Source organism: Novosphingobium sp. Leaf2, assembly GCF_001421325.1.
GTDB lineage: Bacteria > Pseudomonadota > Alphaproteobacteria > Sphingomonadales > Sphingomonadaceae > Novosphingobium.
Genome location: NZ_LMJY01000017.1, coordinates 161328 through 184228, shown reverse-complemented (window position 1 = coordinate 184228; position 22901 = coordinate 161328). Strand labels below are relative to the sequence as shown.

26 protein-coding genes are annotated in these 22901 nt (G+C 66.1%); 5 read left to right on the top strand and 21 right to left on the bottom strand.

Annotated features, from left to right (window positions below):
* Positions 1-323 precede the first annotated feature (323 nt).
* Entirely contained in the window at positions 324-1424 is a 1101-nt protein-coding gene (locus ASE49_RS12505; protein ID WP_056772888.1) for a GGDEF domain-containing protein, read from the top strand.
* Between the two features lie 5 nt (positions 1425-1429).
* Here the strand turns inward: ASE49_RS12505 and ASE49_RS12500 are convergent, their stop codons facing one another.
* The 5 genes from ASE49_RS12500 to ASE49_RS12480 form a co-directional block, all read right to left on the bottom strand.
* On the bottom strand, positions 1430-2767 hold the full coding sequence (locus tag ASE49_RS12500; RefSeq protein WP_056772886.1) for a methyltransferase family protein: 1338 nt from the start codon (positions 2765-2767) through the stop codon (positions 1430-1432).
* 63 nt (positions 2768-2830) lie between these two features.
* A complete protein-coding gene (locus tag ASE49_RS12495) occupies positions 2831-4198 on the bottom strand; it encodes an outer membrane protein assembly factor BamB family protein (protein WP_056772883.1) in 1368 nt (455 codons plus the stop codon).
* 67 nt (positions 4199-4265) lie between these two features.
* On the bottom strand, positions 4266-5069 hold the full coding sequence (locus ASE49_RS12490) for a tetratricopeptide repeat protein (RefSeq protein ID WP_056772879.1): 804 nt from the start codon (positions 5067-5069) through the stop codon (positions 4266-4268).
* Positions 5070-5188: 119 nt separating this feature from the next.
* Positions 5189-6319: a glycosyltransferase gene (locus tag ASE49_RS12485; RefSeq protein WP_056772877.1), complete on the bottom strand. Its 1131-nt coding sequence runs from the start codon at positions 6317-6319 to the stop codon at positions 5189-5191.
* A complete protein-coding gene (locus ASE49_RS12480; protein WP_056772875.1) occupies positions 6320-7201 on the bottom strand; it encodes an alpha/beta fold hydrolase in 882 nt (293 codons plus the stop codon). It abuts the gene before it with no gap.
* Between the two features lie 75 nt (positions 7202-7276).
* Here ASE49_RS12480 and ASE49_RS12475 point away from each other — a divergent pair, with 75 nt between their 5' ends.
* Together ASE49_RS12475 and ASE49_RS12470 are read left to right on the top strand one after the other, a co-directional pair.
* On the top strand, positions 7277-8668 hold the full coding sequence (locus ASE49_RS12475) for a protein adenylyltransferase SelO family protein (protein WP_056772873.1): 1392 nt from the start codon (positions 7277-7279) through the stop codon (positions 8666-8668).
* 97 nt (positions 8669-8765) lie between these two features.
* Entirely contained in the window at positions 8766-10235 is a 1470-nt protein-coding gene (locus ASE49_RS12470; protein WP_082456452.1) for a succinylglutamate-semialdehyde dehydrogenase, read from the top strand.
* Positions 10236-10268: 33 nt separating this feature from the next.
* Here ASE49_RS12470 and ASE49_RS12465 read toward each other — a convergent pair whose 3' ends face one another.
* The 5 genes from ASE49_RS12465 to ASE49_RS12445 form a co-directional block, all read right to left on the bottom strand.
* Positions 10269-10982 (bottom strand): hypothetical protein, encoded by a 714-nt coding sequence (locus ASE49_RS12465; protein WP_056772869.1) that lies wholly within the window; start codon positions 10980-10982, stop codon positions 10269-10271.
* Between the two features lie 265 nt (positions 10983-11247).
* On the bottom strand, positions 11248-11676 hold the full coding sequence (locus ASE49_RS12460) for a glycine zipper 2TM domain-containing protein (protein ID WP_056772866.1): 429 nt from the start codon (positions 11674-11676) through the stop codon (positions 11248-11250).
* A gap of 150 nt (positions 11677-11826) precedes the next feature.
* Complete coding sequence (locus tag ASE49_RS12455; RefSeq protein WP_056772864.1) at positions 11827-13152, bottom strand: dihydroorotase; 1326 nt, start codon at positions 13150-13152, stop codon at positions 11827-11829.
* A 124-nt stretch (positions 13153-13276) separates the two neighbouring features.
* Positions 13277-13606, bottom strand: coding sequence for a hypothetical protein (locus ASE49_RS12450; RefSeq protein WP_056772862.1), 330 nt, complete (start codon positions 13604-13606; stop codon positions 13277-13279).
* A gap of 125 nt (positions 13607-13731) precedes the next feature.
* Positions 13732-14310 (bottom strand): nitroreductase family protein, encoded by a 579-nt coding sequence (locus ASE49_RS12445; protein ID WP_056772860.1) that lies wholly within the window; start codon positions 14308-14310, stop codon positions 13732-13734.
* A gap of 197 nt (positions 14311-14507) precedes the next feature.
* Between ASE49_RS12445 and ygfZ the strand changes: the two genes are divergently transcribed.
* Positions 14508-15257, top strand: coding sequence for a CAF17-like 4Fe-4S cluster assembly/insertion protein YgfZ (gene ygfZ, locus ASE49_RS12440; protein WP_056772859.1), 750 nt, complete (start codon positions 14508-14510; stop codon positions 15255-15257).
* 13 nt (positions 15258-15270) lie between these two features.
* Here the strand turns inward: ygfZ and ASE49_RS12435 are convergent, their stop codons facing one another.
* The 4 genes from ASE49_RS12435 to rplU all read right to left on the bottom strand — a co-directional run bounded on the left by ASE49_RS12435 (position 15271) and on the right by rplU (position 17361).
* Complete coding sequence (locus ASE49_RS12435; RefSeq protein ID WP_056772856.1) at positions 15271-15807, bottom strand: GNAT family N-acetyltransferase; 537 nt, start codon at positions 15805-15807, stop codon at positions 15271-15273.
* A gap of 177 nt (positions 15808-15984) precedes the next feature.
* Positions 15985-16539: a GNAT family N-acetyltransferase gene (locus ASE49_RS12430; protein WP_056772854.1), complete on the bottom strand. Its 555-nt coding sequence runs from the start codon at positions 16537-16539 to the stop codon at positions 15985-15987.
* A gap of 230 nt (positions 16540-16769) precedes the next feature.
* Entirely contained in the window at positions 16770-17039 is a 270-nt protein-coding gene (gene rpmA, locus ASE49_RS12425) for a 50S ribosomal protein L27 (protein WP_056772851.1), read from the bottom strand.
* Between the two features lie 25 nt (positions 17040-17064).
* Complete coding sequence (rplU, locus tag ASE49_RS12420; RefSeq protein ID WP_056772847.1) at positions 17065-17361, bottom strand: 50S ribosomal protein L21; 297 nt, start codon at positions 17359-17361, stop codon at positions 17065-17067.
* 250 nt (positions 17362-17611) lie between these two features.
* Here rplU and ASE49_RS12415 point away from each other — a divergent pair, with 250 nt between their 5' ends.
* Positions 17612-18136: a hypothetical protein gene (locus ASE49_RS12415; RefSeq protein ID WP_056772844.1), complete on the top strand. Its 525-nt coding sequence runs from the start codon at positions 17612-17614 to the stop codon at positions 18134-18136.
* 9 nt (positions 18137-18145) lie between these two features.
* On the opposite strand, the gene ASE49_RS12410 is transcribed toward ASE49_RS12415, so the two are convergent.
* Genes ASE49_RS12410 through thrC form a run of 7 tightly spaced genes read right to left on the bottom strand, consistent with a single transcriptional unit; the run spans position 18146 to position 22897 of the window.
* On the bottom strand, positions 18146-18589 hold the full coding sequence (locus tag ASE49_RS12410; protein WP_056773247.1) for a molybdenum cofactor biosynthesis protein MoaE: 444 nt from the start codon (positions 18587-18589) through the stop codon (positions 18146-18148).
* Between the two features lies 1 nt (position 18590).
* Entirely contained in the window at positions 18591-18851 is a 261-nt protein-coding gene (locus ASE49_RS12405) for a MoaD/ThiS family protein (protein WP_056772841.1), read from the bottom strand.
* Entirely contained in the window at positions 18852-19871 is a 1020-nt protein-coding gene (gene moaA, locus ASE49_RS12400; protein ID WP_056772838.1) for a GTP 3',8-cyclase MoaA, read from the bottom strand. It lies immediately after the preceding gene.
* Positions 19872-19888: 17 nt separating this feature from the next.
* A complete protein-coding gene (locus ASE49_RS12395; RefSeq protein WP_056772834.1) occupies positions 19889-20215 on the bottom strand; it encodes a Rossmann fold domain-containing protein in 327 nt (108 codons plus the stop codon).
* A 10-nt stretch (positions 20216-20225) separates the two neighbouring features.
* Positions 20226-20597, bottom strand: a complete 372-nt coding sequence (locus ASE49_RS12390) for a dihydroneopterin aldolase (protein WP_056772830.1) — start codon at positions 20595-20597, stop codon at positions 20226-20228.
* Positions 20598-20606: 9 nt separating this feature from the next.
* On the bottom strand, positions 20607-21494 hold the full coding sequence (locus ASE49_RS12385; protein ID WP_056772826.1) for a class I SAM-dependent methyltransferase: 888 nt from the start codon (positions 21492-21494) through the stop codon (positions 20607-20609).
* The gene (gene thrC / locus ASE49_RS12380) at positions 21494-22897 is read right to left on the bottom strand and encodes a threonine synthase (protein ID WP_056773243.1); all 1404 of its coding nucleotides are present in this window, start codon (positions 22895-22897) and stop codon (positions 21494-21496) included. The genes ASE49_RS12385 and thrC overlap by 1 nt, the downstream gene beginning before the upstream one ends.
* Positions 22898-22901 lie beyond the last annotated feature (4 nt).

Here is a 22901-nt window from a genome sequence, read left to right as displayed (position 1 = left end):
AAAAATCGCGAAAACTGCCGCCACGATAATCGCCCATAGCGCAGCGTTGAACGCCAGGATGATCCGAAGATCGAATTCGGGAACCTCTATTTTCGCACTCCGCGTGTCGATCATCGTTTTTCCATTGTATTGCGCCTGACGGCATCCTCTCAGCTGTAAAACGACACGATAGGAAGACGGTTCCCTGCGCCTAGTCGTGATTATGCGCTTCGCGAACAGCGGATGGGCAAAGCATGGCCATAAAAAAGCACGAAATTTGCAAATACTCGCTTGTTAACCAGTTTTGTGTAAACCCAAGCAGATACACCTAGCTGCAGGTCTCTATGTCACAACCCGAAGCACTGGCTGATAAAGTCTACGTCGAACTGGTTCGCAGCCTTTACGTCAACGTGCTTCCTTCGCAGATCATGCTGGCGATCACCGCGGTGTATGTCGCCCTCGTGGGCGAGAGTGCCGGCAGCGTGGTGGTCTGGGCACTCGGCGCGCTGATGGTGCTGGCTTGTATCGTGCGGGTGGTGCTGTGCCTGCGCCTGCGGGACCATGCGATGACGGCGGTGCTGGATCGCCCGCAGGCCCAGCAGTTGGAACTGGCCTTCGCGTGGCCGTACTACTGTTATGCGGCGCTCCTGGGTCTGTTCGGCGGGTTGCTGTTCCTGCTGCCGGACCCTCCTGCCCAGATGATGACGATCGGCGTGCTCACGGGGTATTGCGCGGGCGCCGCCACCGGGACGGGCCGACGCCCGCGCATCGCCATTCCCAGCATGGTGATGGCCATCGGTCCCGCCATCCTGGCCTCTGCGATCAGCCTGGAGGCGATGCACATCGGGATGAGCCTGATCGCCTGTGCGTTCCTGGCAGGGGGGTCGCAAACCGTCATGCAACTGTACCGCACCGCCAGCGCAGAGATCGGGATGCGCATGGCGTCAGTGTCCCTGGCGCGACGCGACGGGCTGACCGCGCTGCCCAACCGGCTCGCCTTGCAGGAATACTTCGAGGAAAACGCCGCCCTGTTCGGCACGGGCAGCGTGATCGCGGTGCATTATCTCGATCTGGACGGGTTCAAGCCGGTGAACGACCAGTTCGGCCATGCCGCCGGGGACGAACTGCTGGCAGCCGTGGCGGACCGCCTGCGCGGTGCGGTGCGCAGCGGCGACATCGTGGCGCGCCTGGGCGGAGACGAGTTCGGCATCGTCCAGCTCGGCCTTGGCCGCACCGAGGAAGCGGACCTGCTGGCCCGCCGGATCGCGGCGGCGATCGACCAGCCGTTTCAGATCGATGGCGAAGCCGTGCAGATCAGCACCAGCGTCGGCACGGTGATCTCCAGCGATAGCACCAAGGATCTTGATGGCCTACTGCGCGAAGCGGATACGCGGCTTTACGCGGTGAAACGAGGCCGGCGCTCCGCCCGCTCGTCGCAAGGCTAACCGCGTTAAGGCTGCTGCCTAGGCCTTGGCCTGGCGCCGACACGGCTGAGCGTGCGCGTGATCCAGGCATGTTCGCCCATCCAGGCATGATAAGCGCGATACTTGGGGTCTTCGGCCAGCAGATGCGCTTCTTCCGTGCGGGCGCGCCAATAGTATATGCCGCTGACCACCCCCAGCAGCACGGTGTTGCGCGCTGCGTCCAGCAGGGACCCGTTGGTCACCAGAAACGGCAGGGTGGAGGCCCACCAGAACAGGTTCTTGGACAAGTAGGCGGGATGCCGCGTGAAGCGGTAAGGGCCGTTGGTCAGCACCCCGCGATAGGTGAGGTTGGAAAACCGCAGCCCGAAGGCGAACGTGGCCCAGGCGTAGACGGCGGTGAGCGCCACCAGCAACGCGGCCCACCCCCACGCCAGCGCGTCGTAACGGGCCATCCAGTGGGCCCAGCCGCCTGTCGCCACCTCGTAACCCAGCACGTCGGCCCGGCCCATCGTGCCCCACACGAACGGCGGGTAGCACAGCAGCGCCGCCACCCAGCCCGCCAGCAGCGGGTTGCCGCTGCGGATATGCGCGTCGAGCGGGCGGAAAGTGAAGAGGTAGCCCACCGTGCCGATCTGCACGTCGATCAGGAACAGCCCTTCGATCAGCATCGTGCCCAGATCCACCGGGCTGTGGGCCATCGCGCTGAAATCCGCCTCCACGATATGGGCGAAACCGCCCGGCAGGATCGAGATCATGAACGCGCCGAAAAAGCCCTTGATCGCCCAGGCCCGCCAGTGCTTTTTGACCTCGTGCCCGTCCCATCCCGCGCCGCCGGTCAGCCAGGCACCCATGTGCCAGGCCGCGTCGCGCGGGGCCACCAGCACCCGGTCCAGCCACAGCACGTACGGCACCGACAGCACGAACAGCGGCACCGCCGCCACGCCCAGCACCTGCATCGCAAAAACGTATTGCCCGTCCCAGTACCACCGGCACAGGCAATAGAAGCAGGCGATCGCCGCCCACGTCGCCCACAGACCAGTGATCTTGGTGATGGAAATCTCGGCGGTTTCGCTCAGTGGCCGGAGCCGCGCCCAGTCTATCCCGGTTGACGCACGGCGATGCACCTTGTCGACCAGCAGGGACCACACGGTCATCGCCAGGCCGGTGAACGCCACCGTAGCGAGCGCAGCGTAAGGACCGCTCATCGGCGCGCGCGGGCCGGGCAGGTCCAGGACCTGCGCAAGGCCCGCCCAGTTGCGGCAGACCAGCAGCCAGGCGATCAGCGCGGCCAGGCCGGCAAGGCCCACGCCTGCCGACACGTCGCTCGGCACAGGCTCAGGCTTGGGGGTGCTGATGGCGTTCATGCCCGCCGGCCTAACCGCAATTGGTTAAAAGCCGGCGAAGGCATGGCACATGCAGGCGCGGTGTCAGCGATACGCGGTGATGCGGCCCGAATCGTCGAGGATATAGAGCGTCTGGTTGGCGACCACCGGGGCCAGCGACACGGACGACTTGAGTTCGGTGAACGGCGTCATCACGCCGGTGCCCGGATCGATCGTGGCGACCAGGCCGCGCGAATTGGCGATCCACAGCTTGTTGCCGGCCAGCACCGGGCCGACCCAGAAGATCGGGTTCTTGCGCTTCTTCTCGTTCTTGTAGCGCCCCAGTTCGGTCAGCCACCGGACCTTGCCGGTAGCGCGCGCGATCGCGAGCGCTTGCGCGTGATCGTCCAGCGTGAACACCCAGTCACCCACCACGGTGGGGGTGGAAATCCCGGCCAGGTTCAGTTCCCAGATGCGCTGGCCGGTGATCAGTTCGTACGCGGCCATGCGTCCGCCCTGACCCAGCGCATAGACGCGGCCGCGATCAATGATCGGATCGGCGTCCACGTCAGTGATGCTGCCCACTTCGGTGGAGATCGACGTGCGCGACAGCGCGTCCGACCACACCTGCCGGCCGTTTTCGTAGCGGTAGGCAACCAGTTCGCCCGATGAGAACCCGGCGATCACCGTGCCCTGCCCAAGGGCGGGACTGGCGACGCCGAACACGCCGGACTGGGTAAGCGAGGCGGACTCCTGCCAGATCGTGGCGCCATCGGCAGCGTTCATCGCTACGATCTGGTTGTCCTGCGTCATCACGAAGACCTGGTTGAAGCCCAGCGTCGGCGATCCACGCAGGGGGCCGGCGGGCTTCTTGGTCCAGATCTTGGTGCCGTCCGCCGCCTTCAGCGCGGCCACTTCGCCAAGGCCGGTGGTGACGTACACATTATCGCCATCGAACGTGACGCCGCCGCCGAACACCGAGTTTTCATGCTCGCCGGATACCGTGAAGTTCTTGGTCCACACCGGCGCGCCGGTTTGCGCATCGAACGCGTGAACGACGCCGCTGGTGTCCATCACGAACAGCTTGCCGCCACCGATGACTGGCGCCGCGGCCAGGCGCCTGCGGTTGGTGGAACCGGCGATGTCCACGCTCCACGCGCGGGTGGGATTGTCGGCCAGCGCCAGATGCCCGTAGGCCTTGTTGGCGGTGTTGCCGCCCTGCGCCCACGTGGCGTTCACTTCGGCGGGTGGCAGGATCACGGAGACCGCGCCCAGTGTCGGGTCAACCTTGGCGCCGTTTTCGATGCGCGAGAGGATCGGCACGCGATCACCCACGGTCGGGGTTTTGGGACCACCCTTGCCGCCGAACACCTTGCACCCCGATAGTCCTGCCAACAGCGCCAGCGCGATAAGCGGCACGACTTTGCGGGCATGGGCGCGATTGCGCGGCGAATTGGTCGAGCCGGATGTCATGCGAATGTCCTCACCAGCGATTGATCGGTCGCCATATTCATTGTTGTGCACGCTTCACTGCCGCGGGTCATTGTTGGGCCGGCGGGGTAGCAGGCACCAGCTTGACGACGGGCTTGCCGAAAGGCTGGCCCTTGTCATCGACCACATCGTCCACCGCATCCACGCCGAGCACGGCGGCGAGCTGGCGAGCGCGGCTGCGCAGGCCATCGTCCACGCCTTCGTCCTTGGCGATCGCCGCAAACAGCGGCCCGGCCTGATCGTTGCGGCCCTGCTTGAGGTAGGCCATGCCCACCAGTTCGCCGGCAGGCCCGAACCACGGGTTGCCGGGAACGGCCAGCGCCTTCAGGCGGTCGATGACGTCCTGCGGCTTCATCGCATCAAAATCGGCCGCAACCTGGCGCACCAGCGCCAGATCGCGCTGTGCCTGCGGGGCCTTGGTATCGCCGGCTACCTGGGCGTACAGCTTCAGGGCGTCGGCCTTGCGGTCCTGCCGCAGCGCGATGCCGGCCAGCAGCAGCCGCGCCGACGTTGCCGTGGCGTCCGACGCATCGACGGCGACGATCGGCGTCAGCTTGGCCTTGGCGGCGTCCAGATTGTCGGTCTGCAGGCTGTCCAGCGCCTGCGTGTAGGCTTCCGACCTTTCTTCGCGCTGCTTGGTCTGGCGGTGATCCCAGTAGATCCATGCAGCGAACGCCAGCAGCGCCACCACGATAACCGCAAGAATCGGTTTGCCGTACCGGCTCATGAAGCCTTCGAGCTGATCCTGGCGCACGGCCTCGTCCACCTCGCGCAGGAAAACATCCTGCTGCGCGGCATTGCGCGCTGCGAGCGGTGACGGAGGAGAAGATTTGGAGGTGGGAGGCAAAGCCAAGTTGGACGCTTTCTAGCGGAAAATCGGGACGGTTGCGGGCTGTTTAGCGGATGGTGGGGGCTTTTCAACGGGGATGATCGGTGAAGGCCCCGCCGTTAAGCATGGCTGAACACAGCCGCTCAGCCAAGCGTGGCCCTGCCCATGGCCTGCCCATACACCTCGCGGTAGGCACAAATCATTGTATTTTCATCATATTGCGCGTCTGCAAAGGTCCTGTTCGCCGCTCCGATCCGGGCGCGCAGGGCAGGGTCCTGGGCCAGTTCGCGCAGTGCGTCCGCCAGCGCGGCTTCGTCCCCCGCTGGCACGATGTAGGGCCGATTGGGGCCCGCCACCATGTCCGCCACATCACCTACGGCGGGCGCGGCCACCGCCAGACCTGCCGCCATCGCCTCGATCACCGAGATCGGAAACTGCTCGCTATCGGACGACAGCGCGAACATATCGAACAGGCCCACCGCGCGCGACGGGTCAGGCACGAAGCCCGGCAGATGCACCCGCAGACCAATGCCATGCGCCTCGGCCTCGGCTCGAATGCTGGCGCGCTCAGGCCCTTCGCCCAGGATCACCAGATGCCAGTCCGCCGGCAGCGATGCGAAAGCGCGCACCAGCCGGGGCAGGTTCTTGACCGCGCGTAGCCCGGCCAGCGTGCCCACCCACTTGTCGCCGGCATGCTTATGAAGGCCAGGGATAGCGTCGGCGGGCGGCGGATCGCGATAGGCCCGCGTGGCGATGCCGTTGATGATCAGCCGGACGCGCCGCGGCGGCTGCGCCCAGTCTTCCCGCGCAATCCGGGCCAGCCGCTGAGACGGCACGACCAGCGCATGCGCCCCGCCCAGCGCCACGCGGCGAAACAGGTTGCGCGCGGGTTTCAGCCCTGCGGCCTCGTCCTCGTTGAAGCCATCCTCGTGATGCACCAGCGGCGGCAGGCGCAATGCCGCGCCGAACAGGCGATGCGCCAGCACCGCATCCATCGCGCCCCAGTTATAGGTCAGCACCAGATCGAAAGGCTTCATGGCCTTGGCGATGCGCCACAGCCGCGCCGGCCAAGGCCGTCCCTGCAGCGACGGAAAATCGCTGGCGATATTCACGTCGGTACTCGGATCGAGCGCCATCATCGCGCCATATGCGCCGGGCTGTGCCGAAACGACCCTATGGGCGATGGCAGGACCGAACACGTTTATCAACCGCGCCGCGCGCAGTTCCTTGCCGCCGGCAGCGAAGCTGGAATGCAGGTGCAGAAACCGCGTCATTCAGGCGGCGCGTTCCAGCAGCCGGTCCACCGCCGCAATCGATTCGGGTTCATCAAGCGTCGGCGCATGGCCCACGCCGGGAATGACGACACCCTCAGCCGACGGATTACGCCTTAGCATTTCGGCCAGCGTTTCCTGCGACAGCAGATCCGACAATGCACCGCGCAGCACCGTCACGGGCACGGCATCCAGCGCCTGCCACACCGGCCAGATATCCAGTTGCGCATCGGGATCCATCGCCAGCAGCGGCTCTGCGATCTTCATGTCGTAATCGAACACGATCCGCCCGTTTCCCGCCACCGTCATCACCCGCTTTGCCATGCCGATCCAGAAATCAAGCGGCTGCCCGGGGTGCGCCGTGCCTTGCGACTGTTCCAGACCGCGCGCGGCATGAACCCAGGTGGGAAACGTGCGGCCCTGCCCAACGTAATCCTTGATCCGCGCCAGCCCGACACGCTCCAGCACCGGGCCCACATCATTCAGGACCATGCCGGCGATCCGGCCCGGCATCGCCGCGGCCATGCCCATCGCCATCAACCCGCCCAGCGACGTGCCGACGATCACGAAGCGGTCAAGCGTCTCCTGCTCGATCAGTGCCAGCACATCCTCGACATACTGCGGCGGCGCATACGTGGCCGAATCGCGCGCGTATTCGCTGTCGCCCCGTCCGCGCAGGTCCGGGCAGAGCACCCGCCGCCCCGCCGCCGACAGCCGCTCGGCCAGCGTCTCGAAATCGCGGGCGTTGCGCGTCAGCCCGTGCAGGCACAGCACCGGCAGCGCGTTGCTGCCCGTTGCGCCGGTATCTGTTCCGCCCGGATAATCGCGAAAGTGCAGCTTCAGGCCATCACGGCTGGACCAGAAACGATCTTCGAAAACCTGCATGCCGTGATGGCGTCCTTGCTAACCTGAAAAACGCCGCAGCTTGATTGGCGGCATCGCGGTGCCCACTATCGCCTGATGTCCAGTGAACCGCAAGCCGCCCCCTACACGCCCGACCCGCGCATCGCCACCATTGCGGACTGGATCGGCGATCCGGTGGAGGCGGCGCCCTTTCCGTGCACCGATCTACGCTGGCGAAACGATCGCTGGGCGCGCGCCGTAGGGCTGGGCGAGCTGGACGATGCGCAATGGACGTCGCATTTCGGGCGGTTTCAGCCACTCCCCGGTAACCTGCCCGGCCCGCTGGCGCTGCGCTATCACGGCCATCAGTTCCGCACCTACAACCCGGACCTGGGCGATGGCCGGGGGTTTCTGTTCGCCCAGCTGCGCGATGGGAACGGGCGGCTGCTGGACCTTGGCACCAAGGGATCAGGGCAAACGCCGTGGAGCCGCAGCGGTGACGGGCGACTGACCCTGAAAGGCGCGGTGCGCGAAATCCTGGCGACGGAAATGCTCGAAGCGCTGGGCGTAAACACCAGCAAGACCTTCTCCGTGATTGAGACCGGCGAGGAGCTGTGGCGCGGGGACGAGCCCTCCCCCACCCGCTCGGCAGTGTTGGTGCGCCTGTCGCACGGGCACATCCGCATCGGCACGTTCCAGCGGCTCTACGCGCTTGAGGAAAAGGACCATCTGGAGGCGCTGGTCGGCTATTGCCTCGATACCTTCCCCGGCCCCCCGCCCCCCGTCGACGCTCCGGGGCGGGATGAGCCGGCGGTGATCCTGCTGCACCAGGTGGTGGAACGCCTTGCAGTGCTGGCGGCATCGTGGACGGTGGCAGGCTTTGTCCACGGCGTGCTCAACACCGATAACATGAACATTTCGGGCGAGAGCTTCGACTACGGTCCGTGGCGCTGGCTGCCCCGCTGGGACATGGCCTTCACCGCCGCCTACTTCGATCATTCGGGGCTTTATGCGTTCGGTCGTCAGCCCGAAGCGCTGCTGTGGAACTGCAGTCAGCTTGCCAGCACCTTGCGGACGCTGACCGAGACCGCGCCGCTGGTCGCCGCGCTCGACCGGTTCGCGCCGCTGTATCAGCAGGCGATGAGCCCGCGGTTTGCCTGGCGGCTGGGCGTGGCATCGCGCGGGCCGGAGGCAGACCTTGCCCTTACCCAAGCCGCGCAGCAGGCGATGGCGGATAGCGGCGCATCGCCCGACCAGTTCTTTTTCGATCATCGCACAGGCCGCAACGCGGGCGACGGACCGTTCGCCGCGCTGCTCGCCAGCCATGCTCCCACCGCCAGCCTGGACGATCCGTTCTGGCAGCAGCCTGCCCCGCCCAGCCTGCTGATCGAGGAGGTGGAGCGGATCTGGGCCGCGATCGACCAGCATGACGACTGGACCGCGCTGCTGTCCAAAGTGGCCGATATCCGCGCGCTGGGCGCGCAGCTTGGCCCTGCGCCAACAGCCTGACCGGCGGTATCTACCGGAACGTTAGGACGCCGGTAGGATTACCTGTGGCATGATGACCCGATATCCAAGTGCAACTGCTAATGGAATTCCAACCGCAATGGACGCTGCAGTCATCGGCAAGGCGCCATCAACCCCGCTGGGGGAACCGGGCAGAGCCGTGCGCGCGCGCGAACTGATCTCCTACGAACCCGCGACCGGCGCCGAAATGTGGCGCGGCGAAGCGGCGGACGTGGACGAGGCGGTGGAGCGCGCGCGCCGGGCCTGGCCCGCGTGGGCCGCGCAGCCGCTGTCCACCCGCATGGAACTGCTGCGCCGTTTCGCCAACGAAGTGCGCAAGGACGCGGACAAGCTGGCCGCCACTATCGCCCGCGAAGTGGGCAAGCCCTTGTGGGAAGCGCGCGCCGAAGTGGACAGCGTGATCGCCAAGGTGGAAGTGTCGATCCGCTCCTATGCCGAGCGCACGGCCCAGCGAAAGCTCGATTCGGCGCTGCAGGGGGTGATGGCGGTGCGCCACAAGCCACATGGCGTGATCGTGGTGCTGGGGCCGTTCAATTATCCCGCCCACTTGCCCAACGCACATATCGTGCCTGCGCTGATCGCCGGCAACGCGGTGATCTTCAAGCCCAGCGAGCATGCGCCCGCCAGCGGCGAAATGCTGGCCCGGTGCTTTCACCGCGCGGGGATTTCCGCCGCAATCATGCAATGCGCTCCCGGTGGCCCGGATACAGGCGCGGCGCTGGTAGGGCATGAGGGGATCGACGGGGTACTGTTCACCGGATCGGCCACGAACGGCATCGCCATCAACCGCCGCCTTGCCGGCCGGCCGGACCGGCTCGTCGCGCTGGAGATGGGCGGCAACAATGCGATGGTGGTGTGGGATACGCCCAAGCTGACGGACGCGGCTGCGATCATCGTCCAGTCCGCCTTCGCCACCGCCGGGCAGCGATGCACCGCCGCGCGCCGGCTGATCGTTAAGGACAGCATGTACGATGCGATCCTGGGCGAAGTTAAGGCGCTGACCGAGCGGCTGGTGTGCGGCGGCCCGTTCGACGAACCCGCGCCCTTCATGGGCCCGGTGATCCACAACCGGGCGGCAGACGGGCTGACCGAAAGCTTCGTGTACCTGCTCAGCAACGGCGGCAAGGCGATCAAGCATCTGGTCCGCGCCGACGAAGCGCTACCCTTCCTGTCGCCCGCGATCATCGACGTGACGGCAATGGCCCAGCGGCCGGACGTGGAACTGTTCGGCCCGATCCTGCAGGTGATCCGCGTTTCCGATTTCGACGAGGCGATCGCCCAGGCCAATGCCACGCGCTACGGCCTGGCAGCTTCGCTGGTGGGCGGCACGCCGCAGGAATACAACCGATTCTGGGCCAACGTGCGCGCGGGCATCCTCAACTGGAACCGACCCACCATCGGCCCCAGCCACGCAGCACCGATGGGCGGCGTCGGCCTCTCGGGCAATCATCGCCCCACCGGTTTTTACGCGGCGGATTATTGCGCCTACCCGGTCGCCTCGGGCGAAATGGAGCAGCCGCGCGCGGTTATCGGTGTAGGCCTCAAATAGCCGGGCGCCGCAAGCAACCGGGCGCCAGGGGGCTCACTTGCCGCTGGTGACGAGGTCCACCTCGGTCAGCCCGTCCTTGGCCTTGCGGGCATACACCACGTACGCCTTGCTGCCCTTGCGGCCACCCAGCACGTGATCGCCGCCATCCACGCGGTGCTCCGCGCCGTATCCGGCGGTAGCGGCCCTGGTGTAGTAAAAGCCGATCACGTCATCCACGGTGACCGGCGTTGCATAGCTGACCACGCGCAGATCGCAGCCCTGCCCGTCGATCCCGGCGGCTTCCTGCACCGCGCCGCGCGGATAGACCGGCAGTTCGGCAGGCAGCTTCGCCGCCCAGGTGTTGGAATACTGCACTTTGGCCGAGCAGTCGGTCTTGGCGATTTTCGCCTGACCGGCCACTTGCGCCGCCGTAGCTGCGCCTTGCGCCAAGGGTGCGGCGCCGCCTTGGACAGCCGCGGGGACCGGCTTGATCGCGCCGCCAGCCATCTGCACGGCCTGCTTCCGGGCCGCCGCGATCGCCTCGGGGGTGCGATCCTGCGCGGGCACCGTGATCCGGCTACCGTTCGCCGCTACGGCGGCGCCCTTTTCCCCGGCCATCTGCGGGTCCACCATCATCTGGTCCCCCATCGCGCCGGCCAGCGCGGGATCGGTTTCGCCCGCCACCGGCTGCTTCTTGCCCGAATTGCACCCCGCCAGCAGCAGCGACGCGGATAGGCCAACGATGGCGAGGCGGGCGGCGGTGTTCATCGGGCATCATCCTTCGGGTAACCGGTCTGCAGCGTATCCGGGCCGGCATGTCGATAACGACGCAGAGACGGCAAAATTGCCCGCTGTGCCAGCCACATCTGCCCCGCGTCCCATTTCGGGAAGGCCGGCAGGCAAGCGGTTACCACGCATGAATGAGGGCGCCCGCACGAATGCGGACGCCCTCCCGCCCGGCCGCTATGGCAGCCGAACGGTTCCCCCGTACGTCGCCGTACGCACGGGGAAAGCTGTCAGTGAAAGGTCGGGATTAGCGGCAGCTGGACCCGCCACGATCCACTTCGCGGCCCAGCAGCGCACCGGCCACGCCGCCGATCAGGGTACCGACGGTGCGGTCACGCCCGCCATCGATGCCCCGGCCCAGCAGGGCGCCCGCCGCACCGCCGACCAGCAGGCCCGTGGTGCCGTTGCTGCGGCGGCAGTAATACCGGCCATCATTGCCGCGCCACGAATTCTGGCGATAGGCGCTGCGCTGGTAACGATCGTTGCGATAGTCGTTGCCGTAGCCGCGACGGTAATCTTCGTTCGAGTAGCGATAGCGGTCGCGGCCATGCTCGTAGGTCTGCTGGCCCGGCGCGACGAAGCCATTGTCATACCCGGGATACGCCATGGCAGGCGCGGCAGCAGCGAGGGTGGCAGCTGCGGCGGCGATGGCCGAGGCCTTCAAGAATACGTTCATCGAATGTCTCCTCTGATGCTGTGCGAACCGGCCATCCGAGTCGATCCGCTCTACGCATTCATATTTAGAGGAGTTATTATGAACAGCCCGCAACGCGGGTGTCAGAATTCACATTTGCGACGAACCGAGCTTGGGTGCGACGAATTGCGCTTACATGGCGCCCGCAAAACGCAGCGGTTCACCCACCGCCTGATCGGCCAGCTGTCCTTCCCACATTGCCGAATGGCCGCGAATGATCGTGCCGACCACGCGGCCTTCCAGCTCCATGCCGGTGAACGGTGACCATCCGCAGCGGCTTTCCAGCCAGTCCTGCGTCACGGTAAAACGGCCTTTGCGATCCACCACAGTGAAATCGGCGTCGTATCCGGCGGCGATGCGCCCCTTGCCGACCAGCCCGAACACCCGCTGCACGCCGCCCGAGGTCATGTCGATCAGCCGCTCCAGCGTAAGGCGGCCCTTGGCCACATGGTCTAGCATGAGCGGCAGCAGCGTCTGCACGCCGGGCATGCCTGAAGGGCTGGCGGGATAGGTCTTGGACTTTTCCTCCAGCGTATGCGGCGCATGGTCGGAGCCCAGAACATCGGGCACGCCCTGGCGCAACCAGTGCCACAGCCCGTCGCGGTGGGCGCCCGAACGGATCGGCGGGTTCATCTGCGCGAACGTCCCGATCCGGGGATAGGCTTCCTCGGCGGCAAGCGTCAGGTGCTGGGGCGTGACTTCGCAGGTCGCCACATCGCGGTGCTGGGCGATCACCTCCAGTTCGGCCGGGGTGGTGATGTGCAGGATGTGGATCGGCCGGCGCGCCTCACGCGCCAGGCGCAGTATCCGCCGGGTGGCCAGCATCGCGCTTTCATCGTCGCGCCAGACGGGATGGCTGGACGGATCGCCCTCCACCCGGAAATCCTTGCGCGCGTTCATCCGTGCCTCGTCCTCGGCATGGATCGCCACGCGGCGACGGCCATGCGCCAGCACGCGGGCCAGTTGGTCGTCCTCCGCCACCAGCAGGCTGCCGGTGGATGCCCCCATGAAAATCTTTACCCCCGCAGTTCCGGGGATGCGTTCCAGCTCGGCAAGCTCCACCGCGTTGTCCGCCGTCGCGCCCACATAGAACGCATGGTCGCAGTGCATGCGGTGATGCGCGCGTGCCAGCTTGTCATGCACTCGCGCTTCGGTGTCAGTGTTGGGGTTGGTGTTGGGCATTTCGAACACCGCCGTGATCCCGCCCAGCACCGCCGCGCGGCTGCCGCTTTCCAGGTCTTCCTTGTGCTCAAGCCCCGGCTCGCGAAAATGAACCTGGCTGTCGATCACGCCGGGCAGCACATCCAGCCCGGTGCAATCGATCCGCCGCGCCGCGTCCGGGTATGATCCGACGCCGACGATCCTGCCATCGCGCACCGCGACATCGGCCACCACCGGACCATTGGGCGTATGGACGGTGCCGCCGGACAGGACCAGTTCGGGTGCAGGTGCGCTCATGGTGATGGCCTTTCTGGCGGCTTGCAGGACGATGCCAACGACCTAGCCCCCGCACCGCGCCCTTTCAAGGCAAGCCGGCCACGCGAGCGCGGTTATCGCACCCTGTCCCGGCACCGCAGGGGTTTCAGAACTTGAAGTTGAGGTCCACCATCACCCGGTTGCTCTGCACTCCGCCCAGGCGCTGCTGGTCCAGGCGAACGCCGATATCCGCGCCGCCGCCCAGATCGCGGCGGGCGCGCGGCAGCGCCTCGTCAGCCACGAACGTATCGGGCAGCGCGCGCAGCCGCTCTTTTTCCGGGTCCGGGGCACAAACCACGATCTCGCCGCCGGCGGCAGGCGCGCAGCGCGGCTTGATGGCCCGCAAGTCCATCCCACCGGACGCGGTCGCCGGCTTCAAATCGAAAGCGGCAAGGTCCTGAAAGGCGGCGATCACGGGTGGTTCGGCAATCGGCATGGCACCTCGCAGCAGCCTGATTGCCGATCAGGCCCGACAACTGCGGCCATTTCGAGGCGGGCCAGCTATGGACCTCATCGCGCCCGACCCTTGCGTGAAAGGCCGGGCGCTTTGAGGCAGGGAGGTCAGGCGAACTTGCCGGCCTTGGCGATTTCGGCCAGCGGCTTGCGTCCGCTGGGCGCTTCCTTCTCCTGCAGGAAATCGGGCAGCGAAGCCTTGTCGCCCTGCCGACCGATCGCAAAGGCCGCTTCCAGGCGATGATCGTCGGGAATGCCCAGCGCCGCTTCGGCTTCACCGAACTTGATGCCGGTCATGCCATGCGTGTGATAGCCCAGCGCCTGCGCCTGCAAGGCGCCCAGCACCCACGCCGCACCGGCATCGAAGCTGTGGCTGTGATTTTCCGAATTACCCTTGTCCGACCGTGCGAACTTGTCTGACACCACATAGACCAGCGCCGAGGCGTTCTTGGCCCAGCCCTGGTTGAAGTCCACCAGCTGCGACAGGAACAGATCCCAGTTTGCGTCGCCCTTGCGCGCATACAGGAACGTCCATGGCTGGATGTTGTAAGCGGAGGGCGCCCAGCCGGCGGCTTCCAGGATCACGTCCAGGTCGTCCTGCGAAATTTCGCTGCCATCGAATGCGCGCGGGCTCCAGCGCTCGACGATGAGGCGCTCGATCTTGGGATGGGCGTTGCGTTCGGTCATCAAAAAAGATCCTTGTCTGCTCGGGAAGGCGTAAAACCGCGAGATAAGCGCGATCACGCCGTCGGCAACCCTGCGATACCGGCTCAAACACGATCGGCCCATCACAATAAATTCGATCCTTTGGTTTGGAATAGTCGAACACGCGCAAGCGCACACCGCGCGTTGCCAATCGTGTTCGCAAGCCCCAGTTAGGGCAGATGACTGCCAGCCGCCTGTTCGATCGCGCCGTAGTGCGCCTCTCCCCGCGCCCCGAATCAGGGGAAAATGTCGCCGAGTTCCTGCAAGGTCTCGTCACCGCGGACGTTACCGGCACACTGCCGGCATGGGCAGGTCTGCTCAGCCCGCAAGGCAAGGCCCTGTTCGATTTCATCGTCTGGCCCGCCGGCGACGGCCTGCTGCTGGATTGCGAGGCGCAGGCCGCCGATGCGCTGGTGAAGCGGCTCTCGATGTACCGGCTACGCAAAGCGATCGACATCGCGCGGGACGAGCACTTGGCCGTCCACTGGCGCTCCCATGTGGGCGACGGCGCCGCGCCGGACCCGCGCTTGCATGCGCTTGGGGAGCGGTGGATCGCGCCAGTGGAGAACGAAAACCCCGACGATCAGGCGCCCGGCGCCGACGCCGCGTGGCTGGCGCACCGGCTTGCGCACGGCGTTCCGGAAGGTCGCGGCGAACTGGGTGACGGCGAGACGCTGTGGCTGGAATGCAATGCCGCCGAGTTGAACGGGGTAAGCTTCACCAAGGGATGCTACGTGGGCCAGGAAAATACCGCGCGGATGAACTGGCGCGCCAAGGTCAACCGGCGCCTCATCGTGGTGCCGCTTGCCCAGTCCGACGAAAAGCGCCGCCGCGCGGCATATCCGCAGTTGGGCTTGGCGGTGGATCACTTACGAGTGGAGGACATCGCGCCTGAATATGCCCCGGCCTGGCTGAACCTCACCGCCTGACCATCAGGTCAGATCAAGCCCATGTAGCTGGGCGCTGCGCACTGCCCGCCAGATCGGCAACGTAGATCCGGGCAGCCCGCTGTATCGCACGGCCTGCTTCGCGCACGACACGCAGCTTGCCGGTATCGCGAAAGCCGGCGCTTTCCAGTGCCTCTCGCGAAGCGACCTGTTCGGCAAAGTCGTTGGTGACCACCCGCGGATAGCCGAGGGTGCGCGCCTGGCCGACCACCGCCCGCAGCGCCTCGCCGACAAACCCGCGCCCACGGTGCTGCTCGGTAATCCAGTAGCTGATCTCGATCTCACCCTGATTACGGGCAAGGCCGATGCCGCCCACCAGCTTTGGCCTGCACGGCGCGCGCAGATACATCAAAAGGCGCGGCAGACAAGGCTCGCGCGGCGCGTCAAGGTAAAGACGCATGGCATCGAGGCGCGTCGGCGGTAACGCCACACCGGCGTTGTGTCGCACATCGCAACCCAAAGCCTCGACAAGCTCGTCAAGGTCTTCGGGCCAGCCCGGTCTCAGGAACAATCTCTCCGTGCGGACGAACATGCCACGGCTCTCCGTCGTCTTATGCCCACGATTCGCATCATGCGCCCAAGCGGGCTGCAATGCACGAAGTTTGCGAATCCAGGCTCCGGCCAGCGATGCCAGACCGTTGCAGGCGTGGGTTAACCGCTTGTGGCCACAAGTATAAGGACAAATGCCGGTTGGCCCGCTGACGCCCGGTCAGGCTGCCTGACGGCGCATCATATTGTCACCATCGCAGTCGGCAGGCGCTTCGAAGCGCACCTCGCACTCGCGCACGCGCACCATGTGCCCCCGCCCCTGGCTGAAGTGTTCGACGATGCGCCCAGTGCCACGAAACCCGATCTTGTCCAGCACCCGCGCGGAAGCCGAATTGTCGATCTGGTGGCTCGCCACGACGCGACGATGGCCAAGCGCGCGCGCCAGGGCGAGGACGGTGCGTGCGGCTTCGGTGGCGTAGCCATTGCCCCAGTGCTGCCTGGCGATCCAATAGCCCAGGTTTGCCTCGCCATCGCGGGGCGACAGGCCGCACACGCCGGCAATGGCAGCGCCGCCTGCGGCGGGCAGCGTCACCAGAAAGCGCGGAAACAGCGACAGGCGCGGCAGATCGACGAACGCGCGCGCATCCTCGATCGTATAGGGCCACGGCACTGTCGCAAGATTACGGGCGATGGGCTCGTCGATCAGCGCCACCAGGTCGGCCGCATCTTCGGGCCAGGCGGGGCGCAGGAACAACCTTTCGCTGCGTATGAACATGTTCGTCTCTCCGTCCCCCGCCGCGCCGGTAACAGGCGGGCGTGACAAAGCAATTACGCTCGTGTCACGATACGTAATCGCACAAATCCGGAGGCATCAGCGCCCCCGGGCGGTATGAGAGGGAGATACGAAAAGAGGGAGACGGGCGGGGCCCTCTCCCTCGTTCTGCCGGCCTTCAAGAAGAACCGGCGGGGCCACCCGTCAGGATGGCCCGATACACGACCATCCGATTATTCGGCGGCCATCGCCACCGCGTCTACCGACACGTACTTGCGACCCTGCTTGCCGTCATGGAAGCGCACGCGGCCTTCCGTCAGGGCGAACAGCGTGTGGTCCTTGCCAAGGCCGACGTTCACGCCAGGGTACACCCGGGTGCCGCGCTGGCGGATGATGATGTTGCCGCCGATCACTTCCTGACCGCCGAACTTCTTCACGCCGAGACGGCGACCTGCGGAATCGCGACCGTTACGCGATGAACCGCCTGCTTTCTTATGTGCCATTGCTGGTTACTCCGAAATCTTGGGGTCAGCCGACGGACACGATGCGCAGCAGCGTGAGCTGCTGGCGGTGGCCGTTCTTGCGACGATAGTTATGGCGGCGGCGCTTCTTGAACACCACGACCTTTTCGCTCTTCGCCTGGGCGATGATCTCGGCCGCGACAGTCACGTTCGCGACATCGGCGACCTGGCCATCGTTGCCGGCGAGCAAAATGTCGCCCAGGGTGATCTTGTCACCGGCTTCACCAGCCAGCTTCTCAACCGCGATCTTGTCTCCGGCGGCAACCCGATATTGCTTGCCGCCCGTGCGCACAACTGCGAACATGGTGCCCTTACCTAATCTCTATGTGTGCCCGAAACGAGCCGAAACAAACCTTGCCCCGGCGCTCTCGTCCAAAGAAACCGAAATTTCCCTGAACAGCCAAGCCTAGCGGGCGACGCGCCGACCGCCCCACTACCGTGAGGTGCCCGGAAAGAGAGCGAGCCGTTAATGTAAGCCCCGATTCGTGTCAACCAAGGACTTGAGAGCAGCGAAAGGCTCTCCCGCTCCGCCGGTCCCATGCTATGAACCGCCCATGACCTCAGCGACGTTACGCATCCTCACGCTCGTGCTGCCGCTTGGCATCGCCGCCTGCTCCACCACCGGGCGCTATCCCTCGCTCGGCATTCGCGACGTGGAGCGGCAAAACGGCTCTGCCCAGGCCGCACCCGGCGATGGCGTGCCCCCCATCACCCTGCCCCCTGCCAGCGCCGATCTCGTCACGCGCCTGGCGGGCCTGGTGAAAACTGCGCAGGACGCCGACCGGCGGTTCAACACCGATCGCGGCGCGGCGACGCGGGCCGTGGCAAGCGCGGGCGCACTAGGCTCGGACAGTTGGAGTGCGGCCAGCATCGCGCTGGCTCAGCTGGAAAACAGCCGTTCGTCTGCGATGGCGGCGCTGGCCGAACTCGACACGCTATACGCCGATGCGCGTGATGCGGCGCCGGCGCAGGAATCGCCCAGCGTCAAGGCGATCGCTGACGCCCGCACGCAAGTCTCAGCGATCGTCTCCAGCCAGGACGAAACCATCGCCGGCTTATCCGTGCGCCTGAAAAGCTGATCGGCGCGCTCAGCGCCAGCGGGCGATATCTTCGAAGTCCTGCATGCGCGGTTCAATCCAGCGCCATTGGCCGGCCACCTTCTCGCGCTTCCAGAACCAGGATTCGCTTTTGAGGTGATCCATCGCGAAATCCGCCGCAGCGAACGCATCGCGGCGATGGCGGGCCGCTGCGGCGACCAGCACGATGGGATCGCCCGGCACCATCTCGCCGCTGCGATGGATAATCAGCAGTCCGTCCAGCGCCCAGCGTCCGCGCACCTGCCCGGCAAGCGTCCTCATCGCCGGCAACGTCAATGGCGCGTAATGCCGCAGGTCCAGTGCCTCCACGCCGTCGCCCGCACGCACTTGCCCAAGGAAACTGACGATCCCGCCCGCCTGCGGCAAAGCGCGCGTAAAGTTGCGCAGTTCCAGCGCCGGATCGAACGGCGCGGTGCACAAGCGCACGTCCAGCAGGTCAGCCACCGGAAACCGGGGGCAGGAACGCCAGTTCGTCGCCATCCACCACCGTCAGGCTCGCCTTGTCCGTCACCATCATGCCGTTCAGCGCGAGCCGGACCTTGTCGCTGTTGACAAGTGCGGGCAGTTCGGGCGCTTGGTCGTCACCCAGCCAAGCCAGCACGTCCGCCCAGTGCAGCGGAGCGCCAAAGGCTACGTCTGCGAACGGGCAACCGGCCAACTCCTCCAGCCGACCCAGGAACACCAGCCTCGCTGCCACTCAGCCCCCCGTCATCGACATGTGACGCGGCAAGGCAGGCGCGTTTCCGCGTCGGTCGATGGCGAAGTTGTGGCGAGCGGGCTTGATCCGCATCGCGGTATCCAGCCCCGCCGACAGGGCCGCCTGCGGATCGTCAGAGCGCAAGGCGGCGCGCAAGTCCACCTGCTCGGTGCCGCCAAGGCAGGCGTAAAGTTGGCCAGTGGCGGTAACCCGGATGCGGTTGCAGCCTTCGCAGAAATTGTTAGTGAGCGGGGTGATAAGGCCAAGCCGCCCGCCGGTCTGTACGACATCCCAATAGCGCGCGGGGCCGCCGGTGCGATGATCGCTGGGCGCCAGCGTCCAGCGGCGCGCCAGATCGTCCTGCACGACAGAAAGGGGCAGGTAATGGTCGAAGCGATCCTCATCCACCTCGCCGAGCGGCATGACTTCGATCAGGGTCGCTTCGAAGCCTTGCCCATGCGCCCATGCTACGATGTCGGCAATCTCCGCCTCGTTGATGCCCTTGAGCGCAACGGTGTTGAGCTTCACCTTGAGGCCCGCTGCCTTGGCCGCCGCCAGACCTTCCAGCACCTGCGGCAGCGAATCGCGCCGGGTCAGCGCGGCAAACCTGGCGCGATCGAGCGTATCGAGCGACACGTTGATCCGCCTCACCCCGGCACTGCGCAAGTCTTCGGAAAATTCCGCAAGGCGGGTGCCGTTGGTGGTAAGGGTCAATTCCTCCAGCCGGCCATGCCCGTCGGCGGCATCAATCCGGCGACCGAGAGCGCGCACCAGGTCGATCATGTCGCGCCGTACCAGCGGCTCTCCGCCGGTCAGCCGGATGCGGGTGATGCCGCGCGCGATGAAGCCGAGCGCGAGATCGTGCATCTCGTCCAGCGTCAGCACGTCCTTCCGCGGCAGAAACGTCATGCGTTCGGGCATGCAGTAGCTGCAGCGCAAGTCGCACCGGTCGGTCACGGAAAGGCGCAGGTACGTGATCCGGCGCTGGAACTGGTCGACCAAAGGGTGCGGTGTCGTCATCACATTAGACATACCACTCAAACCGCGCCGGTTCCATTGAGCGGTAGTAATTGACCCGTTATGCCGCCCGCACCGTCAAGCCACGTCTTCGCGGCGGCAATCGCCGCCGGATCGTCGCTTTCCAGCGCGTTCACCCGCGACGGCGCGAAATGCCGGGCCAGCCCCTGCACCATCGCCAGCCGCCAGCCCCGGTGATCTGCAGCCGCCGGAAGAAACACCAGCGTCAGCGAATCGACCCCGCCCCGCATTGTCGCTTCGATGGCGGGCAGCAGCCGGGCGTGAAAATCGGCCGCAGCGTCGAGCGCATCGTCAGACAGCGGCCCAAGATGCAGCAGTTCGTTCACGCCGCCGTTCTCACCGGCGATGGCGGGTCAAGGTCATGCCGATGCGCTCGTTCGCTTCGGTCAGCGCCAGCTTGACGATCTTGACGGTTACCGCTTCCACCCGCTCGTCCTGCAGGAACAGCGTTTCGCACACATGCTCGCCCACCGCTTCGATCAGCTTGAAATGCACGCCGGGCGGCAAGCCTTCGGATGCTGCGAACTTCAGGTCCATGTAGTTCTTGCTGGCCGACAGCGGGGTGTCCGGCGCATAATGCTCTGCGGGACGCAACTGCACGCTGATCGTGAAGCGCAAGGGCTGCGGCTTTCCGGTCTCTTCCGAGTAGATGCCGGTGAGGACATCATGCTCGAAATCGGCGACTTCCAGGATTAGCGAATCGGCCATGGCGCGCGTTTACTCCGGATTGGACCAGCGCGCGAATATCGCGGTGGGCAACAGCCGGGCGGCGGCATCATCGCGCACCGCAAGGTCGCCGTGTTCGATCGTGCCGGGCAGGTTGGCGAACAACTCGTCCATCAGCCCGGCCAGCGCCAGCGAGGACATGCGCACGGCATAGACCGTGAGGAACAGGAACCGGCTGTCGGCGTCCAGCAGCCGGCGGCAATCCGCCAGCAGGCCGGGCAGATCTTCCTCCAGCCGCCAGGTTTCACCCGTAGGTCCGCGCCCGAACTTGGGCGGATCGAGGATGATGCCGTCGTAGCGCTTTTCGCGGCGGACCTCGCGCGCGGTGAACTTGGCCGCATCGTCGATCATCCAGCGCACCGGGCGGCTTTCCAGCCCAGCCAGCGCCGCATTCTCCCGCGCCTGGGCGACCGACTTCTTGGAGGCATCGACGTGGGTGACCGGCCCATGCGCCGAAAGCGCCAGGGTGCCAACGCCGGTATAGCCGAACAGGTTGAGCGTGCTGGCATCGCTGCGCCCGGCCAGCATCCCGCGCATCCAATCCCACACCGGCGCCATGTCCGGGAAGAAGGCCAAGTGCCGGAACGGCGTGCATTGCGCGGTGAAGGCCACCTCGTTCCACGCCAGCGGCCAGCCATCGCGCGGCACCGGCTTGTCGAACTGCCAGCGACCGCCGCCGTCCTCGTCCGAGCCGGGCACGAATTCGCCGTGTGCATCCCATGTCGCAAGGCGCGGGCTCCACATCGCCTGCGGTTCGGGGCGGATGAACCGATAGGCGCCGTAGCGCTCCAGCTTGCGCCCCTGCCCCGAATCAACGAGGCCGTAATCGGCCCAGCCTTCGCCCGCCAGGATCAGCGGCTGGGTGGCAAGCTGAGCCATCAGGCCCGCGGGCTGGCGTGCGCAGCAACGAACGCGGCGACCGCGTCGTATTCGCCGGCCAGCGTTTCGTACTTTTCCTCACGCTCGAACAAGTCACCCACGCGTGTCGGCAGGACCGGCCGCTGGCCGGTCGCCCGTTCGACCGCTTCGGGGAACTTGGCGGGGTGCGCGGTCGCCAGGGTGACGACCGGAATCGCCGGGTCGATGCCACAGGTGCGCGCCGCGAACAGGCCGCACGCGGTATGCGGATCGATAAGCTCGCCGCAGCGCTCCCACGCCCAGCGGATCGTCGATGCCATGTCGTCCGCGTCGGTGCGCGACGAGGTGAACAGGGCCGCCGCGCCTTCACGCTGCGCATTGGTCAACTGCATCGCGCGGGTCGTCTCGAACCCGGCCATCTGCGCGGCCAGCGCCAGCCCGTCGCGGCCGCCCAGGTCGAACAGCAGCCGCTCGAAGTTGGACGAGACCTGGATGTCCATCGACGGCGCGGCGGTAGGCGTCACGGTGCCTTGCGAATAATCGCCCTGCGCCAGCGCGCGGTGCAGGATGTCATTCACGTTGGTCGCCACGATCAGCCGTTCGATGGGCAGCCCCATCTGTGCCGCGACGTAGCCGGCGAACACGTCGCCGAAATTGCCGGTGGGCACTGAAAACGCCACCTTGCGATGCGGCGCGCCAAGCTGGAGGCCGGCAGCGAAGTAATAGACCACTTGCGCCATCAGCCGCGCCCAGTTGATCGAATTGACCGCGCCGATCGCGTAGCGACCGGTCATCGCGCCATCGTTGAACATGCGCTTCACGATCGCCTGCGCATCATCGAAGCTGGCGTGTTCAAGGGCCAGGTTGTGGACGTTCGGGGCCAGCACCGTGGTCATCTGCCGGCGCTGCACGTCCGACACCCGGCCCTTGGGATGGAGCATGAAAATGTCGACCTTGGCACGCCCGGCCACCGCATCGATCGCTGCGGATCCGGTATCGCCAGAGGTCGCGCCCACGATGGTGAGGTTGCCGCCCGACCGGCCCAGAAATTCCTCGAACAACAGGCCCAGCAATTGCAGCGCCACGTCCTTGAACGCCAGCGTGGGGCCGTGGAACAGTTCGAGCAGCCACTGCTGCGCGTCCAGTTGCTTGAGCGGCGTGACCGCTTCATGCGAGAAGCGCCCGTAAGCCTGACGGGTGAGTTCCAGCAGGCGCTCATCGGTAAGGCTGCCTTTCACGAACGGCGCCATCACCCGTGCCGCCAAATCGGCGTACGGCAGCCCGGCCATCGCGGCGATCTCGTCCGCGCTAAAGCGTGGCCATTCACGCGGAACGTAAAGGCCGCCGTCGGACGCGAGGCCGGCAAGCGTCGCGCCTTCGAAGTCGAGCGCCGGTGCGCTGCCGCGGGTGCTGATATAGTCCATGTCG

Coding starts and splice junctions, on each gene's coding strand:
- thrC (WP_056773243.1), bottom strand. CDS start 22,897: ATGGACTATATCAGCACCCGCGGCAGCGCACCGGCGCTCGACTTCGAA.
- ASE49_RS12455 (WP_056772864.1), bottom strand. CDS start 13,152: ATGAGCGCACCTGCACCCGAACTGGTCCTGTCCGGCGGCACCGTCCAT.
- ASE49_RS12495 (WP_056772883.1), bottom strand. CDS start 4,198: ATGACATCCGGCTCGACCAATTCGCCGCGCAATCGCGCCCATGCCCGC.
- ASE49_RS12465 (WP_056772869.1), bottom strand. CDS start 10,982: ATGAACACCGCCGCCCGCCTCGCCATCGTTGGCCTATCCGCGTCGCTG.
- ASE49_RS12445 (WP_056772860.1), bottom strand. CDS start 14,310: ATGACCGAACGCAACGCCCATCCCAAGATCGAGCGCCTCATCGTCGAG.
- ASE49_RS12505 (WP_056772888.1), top strand. CDS start 324: ATGTCACAACCCGAAGCACTGGCTGATAAAGTCTACGTCGAACTGGTT.
- rplU (WP_056772847.1), bottom strand. CDS start 17,361: ATGTTCGCAGTTGTGCGCACGGGCGGCAAGCAATATCGGGTTGCCGCC.
- ASE49_RS12385 (WP_056772826.1), bottom strand. CDS start 21,494: ATGGCTCAGCTTGCCACCCAGCCGCTGATCCTGGCGGGCGAAGGCTGG.
- ASE49_RS12470 (WP_082456452.1), top strand. CDS start 8,766: ATGGACGCTGCAGTCATCGGCAAGGCGCCATCAACCCCGCTGGGGGAA.
- ASE49_RS12500 (WP_056772886.1), bottom strand. CDS start 2,767: ATGAACGCCATCAGCACCCCCAAGCCTGAGCCTGTGCCGAGCGACGTG.
- ASE49_RS12435 (WP_056772856.1), bottom strand. CDS start 15,807: ATGTTCGTCCGCACGGAGAGATTGTTCCTGAGACCGGGCTGGCCCGAA.
- ASE49_RS12480 (WP_056772875.1), bottom strand. CDS start 7,201: ATGCAGGTTTTCGAAGATCGTTTCTGGTCCAGCCGTGATGGCCTGAAG.
- ASE49_RS12415 (WP_056772844.1), top strand. CDS start 17,612: ATGACCTCAGCGACGTTACGCATCCTCACGCTCGTGCTGCCGCTTGGC.
- ASE49_RS12390 (WP_056772830.1), bottom strand. CDS start 20,597: ATGGCCGATTCGCTAATCCTGGAAGTCGCCGATTTCGAGCATGATGTC.
- rpmA (WP_056772851.1), bottom strand. CDS start 17,039: ATGGCACATAAGAAAGCAGGCGGTTCATCGCGTAACGGTCGCGATTCC.
- moaA (WP_056772838.1), bottom strand. CDS start 19,871: ATGACGACACCGCACCCTTTGGTCGACCAGTTCCAGCGCCGGATCACG.
- ASE49_RS12475 (WP_056772873.1), top strand. CDS start 7,277: ATGTCCAGTGAACCGCAAGCCGCCCCCTACACGCCCGACCCGCGCATC.
- ASE49_RS12485 (WP_056772877.1), bottom strand. CDS start 6,319: ATGACGCGGTTTCTGCACCTGCATTCCAGCTTCGCTGCCGGCGGCAAG.
- ASE49_RS12450 (WP_056772862.1), bottom strand. CDS start 13,606: ATGCCGATTGCCGAACCACCCGTGATCGCCGCCTTTCAGGACCTTGCC.
- ygfZ (WP_056772859.1), top strand. CDS start 14,508: ATGACTGCCAGCCGCCTGTTCGATCGCGCCGTAGTGCGCCTCTCCCCG.
- ASE49_RS12430 (WP_056772854.1), bottom strand. CDS start 16,539: ATGTTCATACGCAGCGAAAGGTTGTTCCTGCGCCCCGCCTGGCCCGAA.
- ASE49_RS12460 (WP_056772866.1), bottom strand. CDS start 11,676: ATGAACGTATTCTTGAAGGCCTCGGCCATCGCCGCCGCAGCTGCCACC.